Below are 15,502 nucleotides of genomic sequence, written 5' to 3' on the forward strand. Positions count from 1 at the left end.
TCCCGGGAAAGCGTGATGACTGTCAGTAGTAGTAGGGGTGCGGGGACCAGTCTGGGTCTCGTTTGGCGAGGAAGGCGTCCCGGCCCTCGACGGCCTCGTCCTGCATGTACGCCAGCCGGGTGGTTTCCCCGGCGAACAACTGCTGCCCGACGAGCCCGTCGTCGATCAGGTTGAACGCGTACTTCAGCATCCGCTGGGCGGTCGGCGACTTGCCGTTGATCTCCCAGGCCCAGCGCAGTGCCTCGGCCTCGAGCTCGGCGTGCGGGACGGCCGCGTTCACCGCGCCCATCGCCTTCGCCTCCTCCGCGCTGTACTCGCGGCCGAGGAAGAAGATCTCCCGCGCCACCTTCTGCCCGACCTGCCTGGCCAGGTAGGCCGAGCCATAACCGCCGTCGAACGAGCCGACGTCGGCATCGGTCTGCTTGAACTTGCCGTGCTCGGCCGAGGCCAGTGTCAGATCACATACGACGTGCAGGGAGTGACCGCCGCCTGCCGCCCAGCCGGGGACCACCGCGATCACCACCTTCGGCATGAACCTGATCAGCCGCTGGACCTCGAGAATGTGCAGCCGGCCTGCGCGAGCGGGGTCCACAGTGTCGGAGGTCTCCCCGTCCGCGTACTGATAGCCGGAGCGACCGCGAATACGCTGGTCACCACCAGAACAAAAAGCCCAGCCGCCGTCCCGTGGCGATGGGCCGTTACCGGTGAGCAGGACGCAGCCGACGTCCGAGCTCATCCGGGCATGGTCAAGCGCCCGGTACAGCTCGTCCACGGTGTGCGGACGGAACGCATTACGCACCTCGGGACGGTCGAACGCGATCCGTACCACGCGTTTGCCGGACCGGTTTTCGGTCGAACGGTGGTAGGTGATGTCGGTGAAGTCGAAACCTTCGATTTCGCTCCATTGGGCGGGGTCGAACAGCTCGGAAATCTGGACGTCATCCACGTTTGGGAGAATAGGTCTTGTGACGACGACCAGTACGACGACATCAGGGGTCCGCTGGTGAATCCGTCAACCGCGCAGGCCAGGGTCATCGTCGACGAACTCGTCCGCAACACCGTGTCCCACGTGGTGCTCTGTCCCGGCTCCCGCAACGCCGCGCTCTCGCTGGCGCTCTACGAGGCCGCCTCGGCCGGGAAACTGCGCCTGCACGTGCGCATCGACGAGCGCGGCGCGGCCTTCCTCGCCCTCGGTATCGCCGCCCGCACCGGGCGCCCCGTCGCCGTGATGTGCACCTCGGGCACGGCCGCGGCCAACTTCCACCCGGCCGTGCTGGAGGCCGACCGCGCCGGTGTCCCGCTGATCGTGCTCACCGCCGACCGGCCGCCGGAGCTGCGGGCCGCGGGCGCGAATCAGGTCATCGACCAGCACCAGCTCTACGGCGGTGCCGTGCGCTACTTCGACGAGCTGGCGGTCGCTGAGGGCAGGGCGGGGCAGAACTCGTACTGGCGCAGCCAGATCTGCCGGGCCTGGAACGCTGCCTACGGGGAATGGCGCTGCGGGCCCGTGCACCTCAACGTGCCGTTCCGGGAACCGCTGGTGCCCGAAACCGGCCCCGGCGCCGACGAGTGGTTCGAGTCGCTGGAGGGCCGCGCGGGTGGTGCGCGGTGGACCGAACTGCCCGACTTCGGCGCGCTGCCGGCTTTCGTCGTGCCCTCGGCCCGGCACGGGCTGGTCATCGCCTGCGACGCGGGTGTGCGGGCGGCCAGCGAATGGGCCGAGCAGCACGGCTGGCCCGTGGTCTCGGAGACCGGCGGTCTCGGCCTCGGCGGCGCGACCGCCATGGGCTCGGGCGCCTGGCTGCTCGGTGTCGAGGAGTTCATCTCCGAGCACAAGCCCGAGCAGGTGCTGTGCATCGGCCGCCCGACGGTGTTTCGCCAGGTCCAGGGCTTGTTGTCCGATCCGGACGTCGAGGTCCTGCTCGTCCGGCCCGACTCGGACTGGCCCGCGCCCGCGCACAATGTGCGGCAGGTCGGGCAGTGGTTCGACGAGCCGACCAAACCCGCCGACCCCGACTGGCTGGCCAGCTGGCAACGCGCGGACGCCGCCGCGGGCGCGGCCGTGCGCCACGCACTCGCCGAGGAGCCGTGGCCGAGCGGGCTGGCACTGGCAGCCGAACTTGTCGACGCCCTGCCCGAGGACTCACTGCTGGTCGTCGGCTCGTCCAACCCGACCCGGGACGTCGCACTCGCCGCAGGCATCCGGCCGGACGTGCTGGTGCACCGCAACCGGGGCGTCGCGGGCATCGACGGGACCGTGTCCACCGCCATCGGCGCCGCCACCGTGCACCGCGGCCACTCCTACGCGCTGATCGGCGACCTGACCTTCCTGCACGACGCCAACGGCCTGCTCACCGGCTCGGCCGAGCAACGCCCCGACCTCACGATCGTGGTACTCAACGACGACGGTGGCGGCATCTTCTCGCTGCTGGAGCAGGGCGCGCCGGAGCACGGCGCGAGCTTCGAGCGGGTGTTCGGCACGCCGCACGGCGCCGACCTCGGCGCACTGTGCGCGGCCTATCGGGTGCCGCACAGTGTGGCGGCCACCCGGACCGAACTGCGCGCCGCGCTGCGCCCGGAGCCCGGCCTGCGTGTCGTTGAGGTGCGGGTCGACCGGTCCAGGCACCGCGATTTGCACGCCCGCGTCCGGGCGGCAGTGGCCAGGGACGTCGGCACCAGGCGGTAGGTCCCGGCCAAGCGCCGCCTAGACCCCAGCGAACGCGCGTAGCGTCACACCGGCATCGAGCAGTGCGGCGCGGACCGCATGGGCGATCTCCACCGCACCTGGGGTGTCCCCGTGCACGCAGATCGAGCGCGCCGACACCGCGACGTCGGTGTCCCCGGTGCTGCGCACCGTCGCCTCGGTGGCCAGCCGGACGCAGCGGGCCGCGATGGCCTCGACGTCGTGCAGAACGGCACCGGGCTCGCGGCGGGAGACCAGCCTGCCCTCCGGGGTGTAGGCCCGGTCGGCGAAGGCCTCTGGCACACCCCGCGCCCCGGCCGCCGTGAGCAGACGCGATCCGGGCAGCCCGAGGATCGGCAGGTCCGGTGCGTACCGCGTGACGCCCTCGACCACCGCGGCGGCCTGCGCCTCGTCGGTCACGGCGGTGTTGTAGAGCGCGCCGTGCGGCTTGACGTAGGCCACCCTGGTGCCTGCCGCTCTGGCGAAGCCGTCCAGCGCGCCGATCTGGTAGATCACCTCGTCGGCGAGTTGGGCAGGGTCGACGTCGATGTACCTACGGCCGAATCCGGCGAGGTCGCGGTAGGAGACCTGCGCTCCGATCACCACTCCTGAGGCGGCGGCACGCGCACAGGTGGCGCGCATGATCGACGGATCTCCGGCATGGAAGCCGCAGGCGACATTCGCGCTGGTCACCACGCCGAGCAGAGCCTCGTCGTCGCCGAGGGTCCACACCCCGAATCCCTCGCCGAGATCGCAGTTCAGGTCGATCACCGGTGTATGAGCCAAGAACCATCCTTCGGCCGTGTTCCGGCGGTCGAAACGCCGGATACGTTCGTCGGGCTTGTACTACTGGGAGGCTATACATGCGCGTTCGAACTCGCGCCGGGATCGGCCTCGCGGCCACCGGGCTCGCGACGGTCATGCTCTCCACGACGGCCACGGCCGCGCCGGCCCACGGCGCTCCCGGCGTCGGCGACCCGTACTACCCGGGCGCGGGCAACGGGGGATACGACGTCGCCCACTACGACATCCGGCTGACCTACCAGCCCGAGATCGACCTGCTCAGCGGCACCACGACGATCCTCGCGACGACGACGCAGGAGTTGTCCCGCTTCAACCTCGACTTCGGCCTCGGCGTCGAGTCCGTGCGGGTCAACAACGCCCCGGCCCGCTTCCGCACCTCGGGCAAGGACCCGAGCGAGTTGATCGTCACCCCGGCCAGGCCGCTGGCGGCGAACCAGTTCGTCGCCGTGACCGTGCGCTACTCGGGTACGCCCTCGGAGGTGGAGATCGACGGCTACACCGCCTGGAAGCGCACGGCCGATGGCGGACTCGCCGTGGACGAACCGCAGAGCGCCGAGTGGTGGTACCCGTCCAACGATCACCCGACCGACAAGGCGACGTTCGACGTCTCCGTCGAGGTCCCCGACGACTCCGCCGCGATCTCCAACGGCACCCTGGTGCGCAAGACCAAGCAGCGGGCGGGCTGGACCAGGTGGAACTGGCGCAGCACCCAGCCACAGGCCACCTACCTGACCTTCCTCGCGGTCGGCGACTTCGAGGTATCGCAGTCGACCACCCCGAGCGGGCTGCCGATGATCAACGCGTACGACCCCGCGCTCGGCGCGAACCTGTACGCCGCGAAGGCGAGCATCGAGCGCACTCCCGAGGTGGTCGAGGCACTGGAGCAGTACTTCGGGCCCTACCCGTTCGAGGCGCAGGGCGGTGTCGCTTCCACCGGCCTCGGCTTCGCCCTGGAGAACCAGACCCGCTCGGTCTACAGCGACAGGTTCTTCCGATCCGGCTCCAACACCTCGGTCGTCGCCCACGAGAACGCGCACCAATGGTTCGGCGACTCCGTTTCGCTCGGCCGGTGGAGCGACATCTGGCTGAACGAGGGCTTCGCGACCTACGCCGAGTTCCTCTGGTCGGAGGACCAGGGGGAGGGTACGGCCGCCGAGCTCGCGCGGTATATGTACGACTCGGTCCCGGCCGACGACGACTTCTGGCAGGTGCTGCCGGGCGATCCCGGCGCCGAAAACCAGTTCGACGCGGCCGTCTACGACCGGGGCGCGATGGCGGTGCACGCGCTGCGCACGACCGTCGGTGACGAGGCCTTCTTCACCATTCTGCGGACGTGGCTGGAGCAGCGGAAGGGCGGCGACGCACGGATCCCCGAGTTCGTCGCACTCGCGGAGCGCGTCTCCGGGCAGGAGCTCGACGAGCTGTTCCAGACCTGGCTGTTCACCAAGGGCAAGCCGGAGATCGGCCCGAACGGCGAGACCGTGCGGACCATGACCGCCCCGGTCCAGCCCGAGTCCTACGCCCAGATCAAGGCCAACCAGCAACACCTGCACGAGCACTGAGCCCGGACAGCGCTGGGGGCCGCTGGGGCCACGACTGGAGTCCGCCCGCCACACACGGGGGGTGGGCGGACTCCACTAGGCTGGATGGCGTGGTGGCGGGCAGCGAGCGTACGTGGCGGATCGCCCTGCGGGCGGTGTTCGCGGTGGCCGTTCTGCTGACCGTGCTGTGCGTCGCGCTGCTGCTGGCCGCGATCCGGAACGACAGGGCCATCTCCGCCAACATGGGCACCGCGTACGCCACGGTCGAGCAGGTCAGTTTCGACCGCGCGATCATCCGCTACGAAACCCCGGATGGCATCGCGCACAGTCCCGCCAACGGTGTGCTCTATCCCGAGGGGTTGGCCGCTGGAGACCTGGTGTGGATCGAGTACGACACCACTGATCCGGATCTGGCCAGGGTCGCGGGCCGCGATGCCTCCCTGACCCTGCTGCCGCTCGGCACGATGCTCCTGTTCACCTGGCTGGTGGCCGGCCCGTTGATCTGGTGGATCCGCCGCAACGTGTCCGCTGCCGCCGCGCCGGCCCCCGAAGGCGCGAAGACCGAGGCCACCCACCCCGCCTGATTCCGCGCTTTCCCGGGAAAGTGCGACGCCGGGTCAGGGGGAGCCGGACGAGCCGGGGGAGCCGGAGGCTGTTTCCTGCCACCACGCGAGCACGTCCTCGGCCGCGCTCGGTGCGGCAACGAGCAGGCCGTCCGCGGGGAGTGCCGTGCCCTCGCCCCGGCGATCAAGCACGACCGCTCCCGCCTCGATCGCCAATGCGACCGAGCCCGCGACATCCCACTCGTGGTAGCTGTGCAGCACCGCCGCGGCGGCGTGACCGAGGGCGACCTGCGCGATCGACAGGGCTGCCGAGCCGAGTACCCGAACACCGGCACGTGCCGCTGCCGCTCGTTCGATGAACTCGCCCATCCCCGGCCACGGCCCGGTACGGGACAGTTCGGTGCAGACGATCGAACCAGCACCGCCAGGCCGGTCGGTCAGCAGCACGGGAGTGCCGTTGGCGCGAGCTCCCCGGCCGCAGGCGGCAGCGTAGATCTGCCCTCTGAAGGGGTCCGCGACCACGCCGACCACCGGTCCCGACGCGTCGATCAGGGCGAGGCTGTAGGCGCACCACGGCACCCCGGCCACGTAGTTGGCCGTGCCGTCCACCGGATCGACCACCCAGCGGTACTCCGCGACATCGGCACCGACGTCGGCGCCGAACTCCTCGCCGACCACCGGGATACCGGGAAACTCGGCGGTCAGGACGCGACGCGTGTGCCGCTCCAGGGTCCGATCCGTATCGGTCACCCAGTCGAAGGGGGAATCCCGGGGAGCGGGCCGCGCCCCGCGTCCAGCGGTCGCGGTGATGACGTCGGTGGCGTCATTGGCCAGCCGCCCGGCCACCTCGAGCGCGCGGGACAGCAGGCCGGGCTCCACGGGCTGCCATTGGCGGGAGGACAGGAGAGTCACCCCCTCAAGCGTGGACACCCATCGTTTACGGAACGCGACCATCAAGTGACGGCCGTCTCGACATCTGACAACAGGTTCCCCTCACCCTCGCGGGGGAATCGGACAATCTTCGTCCAGCGTTGGCCTGGTGGACACGCTCGTGTCGATGTGCTCGCAGCCTGCCGATGCGACAGTGCTGGCGTGCGAGTCGCGATTGTCACCGAGAGTTTCCTCCCGCAGGTGAACGGCGTGACCAACTCCGTGCTGCGGGTCGTCGAGCACCTGCGCGACCGGGCACACGAGGTACTCGTGATCGCGCCCGGCGCGGGCCCCGAGGAGTACCGCGGAGTACCCGTGGTGCGAGTGCCCGCCGTCGACCTGCCCATGGTCAACTCGATGCCCGTCGGGGTACCGACCAGAACCGTGCTCACGGCGATGGCCGGATTCGTGCCCGACGTGGTGCACCTCGCCTCGCCGTTCGTCGTCGGCGCCCGGGGGCTGGCGGCCGCTCGAAGGCTGGGGGTGCCCTCGGTCGCGGTGTACCAGACCGACGTCGCGGGATTCGCCTCCGCGTACGGTCTGGGGCTCGGCGCCCGTGCCGCATGGCGCTGGGTGCGGCGACTGCACTGCAGGGCGGACCGCACACTGGCGCCCTCCACGCACTCGGTCCGGCAGCTGCGGCTGCACGGTGTGCCGCGCGTGCACCGCTGGGGTCGCGGTGTGGATATCGAGCGGTTCGCACCCGGACACGCGGACCCCGCGCTGCGTGCCACCCTGGCACCCAACGGGGAGCTGCTGGTCGGGTTCGTCGGCAGGCTCGCACCGGAGAAGGAGGTCGACCGCCTGGTCGCGCTCGCGGGGATGCCCGGCGTGCGGGTCGTGGTGGTCGGCGACGGACCCGATCTCGCCGCACTGCGTGAGCGGATTCCGGACGCGGCCTTCCTCGGTGCCCGCTACGGCGAAGAGCTCTCCGCCGCATACGCCAGCCTCGACGTTTTCGTCCACACCGGCCCGCACGAGACCTTCTGCCAGGCGGTGCAGGAGGCGATGGCCTCGGGGCTCGCGGTGCTGGCTCCCGCCGCGGGTGGTCCACGGGACCTGGTGTCGCACGGCAGGACCGGGTACCTGCTCCCACCGGAGCGCGCGGAGTTCGCGGCCGAGCTGCGCAACAGGGTCGAGGAGCTGCGCGACGCCGCACTGCGCGCCGAATTCGGCGCGAACGCAAGGGCGGCGGTGCTCGGCCGGACCTGGCCCGCGGTGTGTGAGGAGCTGGTCGGCCACTATGAGGCGGTGCGGGGACGTGTCGCCAGAGCAGCCTGACCGCGTGTCCGAGAACTCGGGTCCGCGATCGAGTCGCCAGGGCGCTGACTTCCAGCGACTGTCGACTTCTGCTGCTCGACGCCCTGCGGCCTCGACAGCGGGACTTCGTCGGCGTTCCCAGACGCCCCCTGACCGAGCCGGGTAGCGCATGCACATCGTCCAGCTGGCGAACTTCTACGGTCCCCGTTCCGGCGGTCTGCGTACCGCGTTGCACCACCTCGGCGCGGGATACGTCGCGCAGGGCCACCGGGTGACCCTGGTGGTTCCGGGCCGCCGATACGCCGACGAAATGTTGCCGGGCGGCGTCCGGCGGTGCTCATTGCCAGCGCCGCGGATACCCGGCACGGGCGGCTACCGCGCGGTGGACCCGCGCCGGGTCCGTGCGGTGCTGCGGGAACTGCGCCCGGACCGGCTGGAGGTGTCCGACCGGCTGACCCTGCGCGGGATGGGGGAATGGGCGAGACGGGCAGGCGTGCCGAGTGTGGTGATCTCGCACGAGCGGCTCGACCGGTTGCTCGAGCAGTTCCTGCTGCCCGCGCCACTGGCCAGGCGCGTCGCCGACACCGCCAACCGCAGGATGGCGGACAGCTACGACACCGTGGTGTGCACGACGGCCTTCGCCCGCGCCGAATTCGACCGTATCGCCGCACCGAACGTGCGCAGGGTGCCGCTTGGAGTGGACCTGTCGGTATTCGCTCCCGCACGCCGGGACGACGGCTGGCGGCACACACTGGCGGGCGGGGCCGACGCGCTGCTCGTGCACTGTGGCCGCCTTTCGCCGGAGAAGCACGTGGAGCGCAGTGTGGACACCGTCGCGGCGTTGACCGACGCGGGTGCGCGGGTACGTCTCGTGGTCGCGGGGGACGGGCCCCGGCGCAGGGCACTGGAACGCAGGGCGCGGGGACTGCCCGTCACGTTCCTCGGCTTTCTCGGCGACCGGATGGACGTGGCCAGGTTGCTGGCCAGCTCGGACGTCTCACTCGCCCCCGGCCCGCACGAGACGTTCGGCCTCGCCGCGCTGGAGGCACTGGCCTCTGGGACCCCGGTCGTGGTGTCGGCCTCCTCGGCGCTCGGGGAGATCGTCGGTCCGGTGGGTGGGCCTGCCGGCGCAGCTGTGCAGGACGCCGCCCCCGCGTTCGCGACGGCCGTGACCGGCCTGTTGGAGAGCCCCGAGAGCATCCGCCGGTCGGCTGCCCGTGCCCGGGCAGAACAGTTCTCCTGGGGGGATTCCGTTGCGGAGATGCTCGGTGTTCTCGGTGCCGATCACTGACCGTCACCCAAATGAGGCAGCGTGACGACCCATCGTTGTGGCATTCGACACCGAATGACTTTCGCAGAGGTGCGGCGGCGGTTCCATTCCCGCGGAGCCGCACCTCTGCGCCCGCACGCCCGGCCAAGATCACACTGCCGGGTGCCGTTCGCGCGACTACCTTCCACAGCGTGACCGGGAAAACGGGCAAATGCCCTGATGCTTTCAACGGAGAGTCCTCCGACGTCGTGGCCGAGCGGATGGTGGACATCGCCTGGACGATCACGTCCTCGTGCGGAGTGGGCAGGCGCAGGGCCGCCAGGAGTGTCTCCCGGGTCGTGCCGAGGCTGAACTGGAGTTCGCTGGCCGACGACCCGACCGGCCGCGAGGTCCGCGACGAGTTGATCACGGAGATGGCCGCCGTGGCTGGCAGGCGCGGACGCAGGGCGTTCGCCGAGGCAGCGGGGGCCGCCGTCGCCCGCGACGAGTTGAACCTGTTGCCCTCCCCGCAGCGCGAACTCCTCACCGGCGTTCTCGTTGACCATCTCGACCTCGCGCACGCGGCCGAGCGGGCCAGTACCCCGGCCGAGCAGGCGCCTGTGCTGCTGCGGACCGGCCTCGCGCAGCTCTCCGCCCACATCTGAGGAGGCGGAGCCGAGCTCGCGGACAGGCACCGAGGGGAAGCAGGCGCGTTGCCGGGGAGCTGCGGCTAGGGTGACGGCATGTCCCGTGCCAGCCTGGACAAGAATCCACGCGATGTCGCCGCGATGTTCGACGACGTCGCGTCCGGTTACGACCGGGCGAACTCCTTCATGACCTTCGGCTTCGATCGCCGGTGGCGCGTCACGACGGCCAAGGTGCTCGACGCACGCGAGGGGGAGAAGGTGCTCGATCTCGCCGCGGGCACCGGAGTGTCCACAGAGGAGTATGCGCAGAACGGCGCGTGGTGCCTCGCCGCGGACTTCTCCCTCGGCATGCTGCGTGCGGGACGCCATCGGGACGTACCGATGGTTGCCGCCGACGCGCTCCACCTGCCGTTCGCCGACGCCAGCTTCGACGCGGCGACGGTCTCGCTCGGTATCCGCAACTTCGTCGACACGAAAGCCGCGCTGGCGGAGATCGCGCGAGTGGTGCGCCCAGGCGGGCGGCTGGTGATCTGCGAGGTCTCCACCCCGACGTTCGCCCCCATCCGGTTCGTCTACCGCAAGTTCATCCTGCGGGCGCTGACCTGGGTCGGGAAGCGCACCTCGAGCAACCCGGACGCGTACAGCTACCTCGCGGAGTCCATGCTCACCTGGCCGGATCAGCGCGCGTTCGGGGAGATGATCGCCGCGTCCGGCTGGACGAAGGTGGAGTGGCTGAACCTGACCTTCGGCGCGGTCGCGATCCACCGCGCGGTCAGGGAAGGCGACGGCTGACGCAACCCGGTCCGGGAAGTTCCCCAATGTGGCATTTGGGAACTTGAACGTCCCCAATGCCACATTGGGGACATCCGGCCGCCACCCCCCAAGGAGCGCGTTGCGCGCCGATTACTCTGGGGCCATGAACTCTCCCAGGCAGGATGCCGAGGTCATCGTCGTCGGAGCTGGCCCTGCCGGTTCCACTGTCGCCACATACCTCGCCCGTTCCGGCGTGGACGTCCTGCTGCTGGAGAAGACCTCGTTCCCCCGCGAGAAGGTGTGCGGCGACGGCCTCACCCCGCGTGGCGTCAAGCAGCTGATCGACCTGGGGATCGACACCAGCCAGGAGGCGGGTTGGGTGCACAGCAGGGGGCTGCGCATCCTGACCGGCGATTTGACGCTGGAACTGGACTGGCCGGAGCTCACCAGTTACCCGCCGTACGGTGTCTCGCGCACACGGCACGACTTCGACGACCTGCTCGCGAGGACCGCGGTGAAGGCGGGCGCACGGCTGCAGGAGCGCACGACGGTGACCGGCGCCGTCACCGACGAGCGCAGCGGCCGGGTGGTCGGCGTGCAGGCGAAGGTCGGTGGCGAAGACGGAGTCAAGCGCCCCGCCGAATTCCACGCCCCGCTGGTCCTCGCCTGCGACGGAGTGTCCGCGCGACTCGCGCTGTCGGTAGGTATCGACAAGCACGAGAAGCGGCCGATGGGCGTCGCCGTCCGCCGCTACTACACGAGCCCACGGCACGACGACCCGTTCATCGAGGGGCACCTCGAACTGTGGGACCGCAGCGATCCCCGCAGGCCCCGGTTGCTGCCCGGCTACGGCTGGGCCTTCCCGCTCGGCGACGGCACGGTGAACGTCGGCCTCGGCATGCTGTCCACCTCGAAGGCCTTCCGCAGCACGGACTACCGCGCGCTGCTGCGTTCCTGGCTGGACTCCACACCGGAGGAGTGGGGCTACCGCGAGGAGAACGCCGTTGGCCGCATCGGCGGCGCGGGCCTGCCGATGGGGTTCAGCCGCACCCCGCACTACCGCGACGGGCTCCTGCTGCTCGGTGACGCGGGCGGCATGGTCAGCCCGTTCAACGGTGAGGGCATCTCGGCGGCCATGGAGTCCGCCCAGCTGGCGGCGGAGTTCGTCGTGCAGGCGCTCGCCCGGCCGGAGGGGCCGTCCAGGGAGCGGGCGCTGCACGGATACCCGCTGGCGCTCAAGGAAAAAATGGGCGGCTACTACCAGCTCGGTAACGTTTTCGCGAAGGCGATCGGGAAGCCGAAGGTGATGCGGGCGGCGACCAAGTACGGACTGCGCATCAATCCGCTGATTCCGTTGGTCTACAAGGGTCTGTCCGGTTGCTATGACGCCTCCGGCGGGGACGCCGTCGACCGCCTCATCTCGATCGCTTCGCGGCTCACCCCGAGCCCGCGCTGACCTCACAGGGCGTGGGTTAGCTCACACGCCGTCAGCGCGCGAAGGGCGCCGGCGGGCGCGATCCGTCCTCTTCATGCAGGTCTTCGGCTTACAGCGCGCCGAAGTCGTCGTTGACCCTCCGTCAAGTTAGGGCAGCCTTATACCACGGGCCCTGGCGACAAGTGTGTGAGTCGCGTCCTACACTGCCCCCATGCTTTGTGAACCCCTTCACAACGCCGACGCAAGGCTTGTGAACAATTTCACAAGCGACCGGTCGTTGGGTCGCTGTCCACGGGGTGATGTGTACCCGTTGTAAGGATGCCCTAACACCCGGCGGTGTGATCTGAGTCCCTTAGGGTGCCGCCGAGGTCGTTGCACACATCACGTCCATGCAGCAGCGGCGCGGAAAGGAAGGCAAGACCCGTGCTGATGTCAGAAGCGACCGGGCAACTGGCGCAGGGGGCGGCCCCGAACCTCGATATGTACCTGCCGCTCGTCCTGCTCTTCGTCATGGCAGCCGGATTCGCGGTGTTCTCGGTGTTGCTCGGTCCGCTGGTCGGCCCGCAGCGCTACAACAGGGCGAAGTTCGAGGCCTACGAGTGCGGGATCGAACCGTCGCCGCAGCCGGTGGTCGGCGGCGGGCGGATGCCGATCGCCTACTACGTCACGGCGATGCTGTTCATCCTGTTCGACATCGAGATGGTGTTCCTGTTCCCGTACGCCGTCTCGGCCGACGCGCTGGGCATCTGGGGTGTGTTCGCGGTGGCCATTTTCATCGCGACGTTCTTCATCGCGGACATCTACGTGTGGTTGCGCGGCGGGCTGGATTGGAACTGAGTTGAAACCACCGATCACCGGCTCGTGCACCGCGAAGGCTGAGGACTAGGAGCGCTCATGGGACTCGAAGAGAAACTGCCCAACGGCATCCTGTTGGCCAGCCTGGAAGGCCTGGTCAACTGGGCCAGGAAGAACTCGCTGTGGCCTGCCACCTTCGGACTGGCCTGCTGTGCGATCGAGATGATGACCACCGGTGGATCGCGCTACGACATCGCCCGGTTCGGCATGGAGCGGTTCAGTGCGACGCCGCGACAGGCCGACCTGATGATCGTCGCGGGCCGGGTCACCCAGAAGATGGCGCCCGTCCTGCGCCAGATCTACGACCAGATGGCCGAGCCCAAGTGGGTTCTCGCCATGGGCGTCTGCGCCTCCTCGGGCGGCATGTTCAACAACTACGCGGTCGTGCAGGGCGTCGACCACATCGTGCCGGTGGACATGTACCTGCCTGGCTGCCCGCCACGGCCGGAGATGCTGCTCGACGCGATCCTCAAACTGCACGCCAAGATCCAGGACGAGCCGATGGGACCGCGGCGTGCCGCGCTTCGGGCCGCCAGTGGCGAGCAGACCGAGATCGTCCCCTCGTCCGTCAAGTTTGCGAAGAAGTGATCGGGCATGGCTGACAAACCAGATACAGGCGGCGAGCAGTCCAGCGCCGAGCGACAGGAGACCGGGCTGAGCCCCGCCGGGGCGCGTCCCGCCCAGGCGGCCGAGCCGGTCGTCGCGGGCAGGCAGCGCAAGGGGATGTTCGGTGTCGCAGGCAGCGGTGACACCTCCGGCTACGGCGGACTCCGCCTGCCCGCCTACACCCCGCCCGCTTCGGAGCGGCCCTACGGCAGCTGGTTCGACGAGTTCGCCGACGAGTTCTACGCGGCGCTGTCGGACAACGGCGTACCGGTGGAGGCCATCCTGCAGGTGACCGTCGACCGTGGCGAGATCACCTTCTACGTCGACCGCGCGCATCTGGTGGCGGTATGCCGCACCCTGCGCGACGACGCCGGGCTCCGCTTCGAGCTGTGCAGTTCGGTGTCCGGGGTGGACTACGGCCCGGACGTGCCGCAGCGACTGCATTCGGTGTACCACCTGACCTCCATGACCTTCCGCCGTCGTATCCGGCTGGAGGTCACCCTGGAGATCGAGGACGCACACGTTCCCTCCATTGTGGAGATCTACCCGACCGCCGACTGGCAGGAGCGGGAGGCGTGGGACATGTTCGGCATCATCTACGACGGCCACCCCGCGCTGACCAGGATCCTGATGCCGGACGACTGGGACGGCCACCCCCAGCGGAAGGACTACCCGCTCGGCGGCATCCCGGTTGAGTACAAGGGCGCGGAGATCCCGCCACCGGACGAGCGGAGGGCCTACTCGTGACCACCAGCGAAAACATCGCCGAGAAGTCGACCGGGACCGACACGACGGCCGAGGGCGCGGACAGCACCGGCTCGGCGGACTACGCCGAGTCGAGGGAGACCACCGAAGGCCGCATCTACACCGTCAGCGGCGGTGACTGGGACGACGTGATCGGCGACGCCGAACACGACGAGCGCATGGTCATCAACATGGGCCCGCAGCACCCTTCGACCCACGGTGTGCTCCGGCTCGTGCTGGAGATGGAGGGCGAGACCGTCACCCAGCTCCGGTCGGTCATCGGCTACCTGCACACCGGTATCGAGAAGAACGTCGAGTACCGCAACTGGACCCAGGGCGTCACCTTCGTGACGCGGATGGACTATCTGGCACCGCTGTCCAACGAGATGGCGTACTGCCTCGCGGTGGAGAAGCTGCTCGGGATCGAGGTTCCCCGCAGGGCCGCGCTGCTGCGGGTGCTGCTGCTGGAGATCAACCGCATCGCCTCGCACATGGTCTACATCGCCACCGGCGGGATGGAGCTCGGTGCGACCACCGCGATGACCCTCGGTTTCCGCGAGCGGGAGGAGGCGCTGCATCTGCTGGAGCACCTCACCGGCCTGCGGATGAATCACGCGTTCATCCGTCCCGGTGGTCTCGCCCAGGACATGCCCGCGGACTACCACGAGGTCGTCACCGCGTTCTGCAAGGTGATGGACGAGCGGCTTCCGTTGTACGACAAGCTCTTCACCGGCCAGCCGATCTGGCGCAACCGGCTGCAGAACGTCGGTTACCTCCCGGTGGACGCCTGCCTCTCGCTCGGCGTGACCGGTCCGGTGCTGCGGTCCGCCGGTCTGCCGTGGGACCTGCGCAAGGTCGAGCCCTACTCCTGCTACGAGGAGTTCGAGTTCGACGTGCCCACCTCCACCGACGCCGACTGCTGGGCCCGGTACCTGATCCGCGTCGAGGAGATGCACCAGTCGTTGCGGATCATCCGGCAGGTGCTGCAGAAGCTGGAGCCGGGGCCGGTGATGGTCGAGGACAAGAAGATCGCCTGGCCTGCCCAGCTCTCCATCTCCAGTGACGGCATGGGCAACTCGCTTGAGCACGTCCGCAAGATCATGGGCCAGTCGATGGAGTCGCTGATCCACCACTTCAAGCTGGTCACCGAGGGCTTCAAGGTTCCGCCGGGTCAGGTGTACGTGCCGGTGGAGTCCCCGCGGGGCGAGATGGGCTACCACGTGGTCTCCGACGGAGGAACGAGGCCGATGCGTGTGCACGTCCGGGACCCGAGTTTCGTGAACCTGCAGTCGATGCCCGCGATGTCCGAGGGCGGCCTCGTCGCCGTCGTGATCGCCGCGGTCGCCTCCATCGACCCGGTGATGGGAGGGGTGGACCGATGACCGAGACAACCGGCCGAGAGCCGTTCCGCAGGCGCGGCGAAGGGGTGGCG

General features: G+C 69.5%; 15 protein-coding genes. 12 read left to right on the plus strand and 3 right to left on the minus strand.

Going from position 1 to position 15,502, the window contains the following annotated elements; all coding sequences use genetic code 11:
• Nucleotides 1-22 precede the first annotated feature (22 nt).
• The gene (locus D0C15_RS06605) at nucleotides 23-946 is read right to left on the minus strand and encodes a 1,4-dihydroxy-2-naphthoyl-CoA synthase (protein ID WP_116041727.1); all 924 of its coding nucleotides are present in this window, start codon (nucleotides 944-946) and stop codon (nucleotides 23-25) included.
• A 57-nt stretch (nucleotides 947-1,003) separates the two neighbouring features.
• On the opposite strand from D0C15_RS06605, the gene menD reads away from it, so the two are divergent.
• On the plus strand, nucleotides 1,004-2,686 hold the full coding sequence (gene menD, locus D0C15_RS06610) for a 2-succinyl-5-enolpyruvyl-6-hydroxy-3-cyclohexene-1-carboxylic-acid synthase (RefSeq protein ID WP_116041729.1): 1,683 nt from the start codon (nucleotides 1,004-1,006) through the stop codon (nucleotides 2,684-2,686).
• An 18-nt stretch (nucleotides 2,687-2,704) separates the two neighbouring features.
• On the opposite strand, the gene D0C15_RS06615 is transcribed toward menD, so the two are convergent.
• The gene (locus tag D0C15_RS06615; protein ID WP_116041731.1) at nucleotides 2,705-3,469 is read right to left on the minus strand and encodes a LamB/YcsF family protein; all 765 of its coding nucleotides are present in this window, start codon (nucleotides 3,467-3,469) and stop codon (nucleotides 2,705-2,707) included.
• A 77-nt stretch (nucleotides 3,470-3,546) separates the two neighbouring features.
• Between D0C15_RS06615 and D0C15_RS06620 the strand changes: the two genes are divergently transcribed.
• Both D0C15_RS06620 and D0C15_RS06625 read left to right on the plus strand, forming a co-directional pair.
• Nucleotides 3,547-5,049, plus strand: a complete 1,503-nt coding sequence (locus D0C15_RS06620) for a M1 family metallopeptidase (protein WP_116041733.1) — start codon at nucleotides 3,547-3,549, stop codon at nucleotides 5,047-5,049.
• Between the two features lie 89 nt (nucleotides 5,050-5,138).
• On the plus strand, nucleotides 5,139-5,612 hold the full coding sequence (locus D0C15_RS06625) for a DUF3592 domain-containing protein (RefSeq protein WP_116041735.1): 474 nt from the start codon (nucleotides 5,139-5,141) through the stop codon (nucleotides 5,610-5,612).
• Nucleotides 5,613-5,645: 33 nt separating this feature from the next.
• Here the strand turns inward: D0C15_RS06625 and D0C15_RS06630 are convergent, their stop codons facing one another.
• The gene (locus D0C15_RS06630) at nucleotides 5,646-6,503 is read right to left on the minus strand and encodes an inositol monophosphatase family protein (RefSeq protein WP_116041849.1); all 858 of its coding nucleotides are present in this window, start codon (nucleotides 6,501-6,503) and stop codon (nucleotides 5,646-5,648) included.
• A 180-nt stretch (nucleotides 6,504-6,683) separates the two neighbouring features.
• Here D0C15_RS06630 and D0C15_RS06635 point away from each other — a divergent pair, with 180 nt between their 5' ends.
• The 9 genes from D0C15_RS06635 (at nucleotide 6,684) to D0C15_RS06675 (ending at nucleotide 15,452) form a co-directional block, all read left to right on the plus strand.
• A complete protein-coding gene (locus D0C15_RS06635; RefSeq protein WP_211323104.1) occupies nucleotides 6,684-7,802 on the plus strand; it encodes a glycosyltransferase family 4 protein in 1,119 nt (372 codons plus the stop codon).
• Between the two features lie 148 nt (nucleotides 7,803-7,950).
• Complete coding sequence (locus D0C15_RS06640) at nucleotides 7,951-9,072, plus strand: glycosyltransferase (protein WP_116041737.1); 1,122 nt, start codon at nucleotides 7,951-7,953, stop codon at nucleotides 9,070-9,072.
• Nucleotides 9,073-9,242: 170 nt separating this feature from the next.
• The gene (locus D0C15_RS06645) at nucleotides 9,243-9,695 is read left to right on the plus strand and encodes a hypothetical protein (protein ID WP_162829921.1); all 453 of its coding nucleotides are present in this window, start codon (nucleotides 9,243-9,245) and stop codon (nucleotides 9,693-9,695) included.
• Nucleotides 9,696-9,773: 78 nt separating this feature from the next.
• The gene (locus tag D0C15_RS06650) at nucleotides 9,774-10,469 is read left to right on the plus strand and encodes a demethylmenaquinone methyltransferase (RefSeq protein ID WP_116041741.1); all 696 of its coding nucleotides are present in this window, start codon (nucleotides 9,774-9,776) and stop codon (nucleotides 10,467-10,469) included.
• A gap of 124 nt (nucleotides 10,470-10,593) precedes the next feature.
• Complete coding sequence (locus D0C15_RS06655) at nucleotides 10,594-11,886, plus strand: geranylgeranyl reductase family protein (protein ID WP_116041743.1); 1,293 nt, start codon at nucleotides 10,594-10,596, stop codon at nucleotides 11,884-11,886.
• A 408-nt stretch (nucleotides 11,887-12,294) separates the two neighbouring features.
• Nucleotides 12,295-12,702 (plus strand): NADH-quinone oxidoreductase subunit A, encoded by a 408-nt coding sequence (locus tag D0C15_RS06660; protein WP_116041851.1) that lies wholly within the window; start codon nucleotides 12,295-12,297, stop codon nucleotides 12,700-12,702.
• Between the two features lie 57 nt (nucleotides 12,703-12,759).
• Nucleotides 12,760-13,308: a NuoB/complex I 20 kDa subunit family protein gene (locus D0C15_RS06665; RefSeq protein WP_116041745.1), complete on the plus strand. Its 549-nt coding sequence runs from the start codon at nucleotides 12,760-12,762 to the stop codon at nucleotides 13,306-13,308.
• A 6-nt stretch (nucleotides 13,309-13,314) separates the two neighbouring features.
• Nucleotides 13,315-14,073: an NADH-quinone oxidoreductase subunit C gene (locus D0C15_RS06670; RefSeq protein ID WP_116041746.1), complete on the plus strand. Its 759-nt coding sequence runs from the start codon at nucleotides 13,315-13,317 to the stop codon at nucleotides 14,071-14,073.
• Entirely contained in the window at nucleotides 14,070-15,452 is a 1,383-nt protein-coding gene (locus D0C15_RS06675; protein WP_116041748.1) for an NADH-quinone oxidoreductase subunit D, read from the plus strand. Before D0C15_RS06670 ends, D0C15_RS06675 begins: the two co-directional genes overlap by 4 nt.
• The last annotated feature ends 50 nt before the right edge of the window (nucleotides 15,453-15,502 follow it).

The sequence above is a fragment of the Amycolatopsis palatopharyngis genome (assembly GCF_003385185.1).
Taxonomy (GTDB): domain Bacteria; phylum Actinomycetota; class Actinomycetes; order Mycobacteriales; family Pseudonocardiaceae; genus Amycolatopsis; species Amycolatopsis palatopharyngis.

What these genes read in the sequence shown, in the direction of transcription:
- D0C15_RS06620 (WP_116041733.1), top strand. Translation starts at nt 3,547, where the DNA reads ATGCGCGTTCGAACTCGCGCCGGGATCGGCCTCGCGGCCACCGGGCTC.
- D0C15_RS06640 (WP_116041737.1), top strand. Translation starts at nt 7,951, where the DNA reads ATGCACATCGTCCAGCTGGCGAACTTCTACGGTCCCCGTTCCGGCGGT.
- D0C15_RS06650 (WP_116041741.1), top strand. Translation starts at nt 9,774, where the DNA reads ATGTCCCGTGCCAGCCTGGACAAGAATCCACGCGATGTCGCCGCGATG.
- D0C15_RS06655 (WP_116041743.1), top strand. Translation starts at nt 10,594, where the DNA reads ATGAACTCTCCCAGGCAGGATGCCGAGGTCATCGTCGTCGGAGCTGGC.
- D0C15_RS06660 (WP_116041851.1), top strand. Translation starts at nt 12,295, where the DNA reads ATGTCAGAAGCGACCGGGCAACTGGCGCAGGGGGCGGCCCCGAACCTC.
- D0C15_RS06665 (WP_116041745.1), top strand. Translation starts at nt 12,760, where the DNA reads ATGGGACTCGAAGAGAAACTGCCCAACGGCATCCTGTTGGCCAGCCTG.
- D0C15_RS06670 (WP_116041746.1), top strand. Translation starts at nt 13,315, where the DNA reads ATGGCTGACAAACCAGATACAGGCGGCGAGCAGTCCAGCGCCGAGCGA.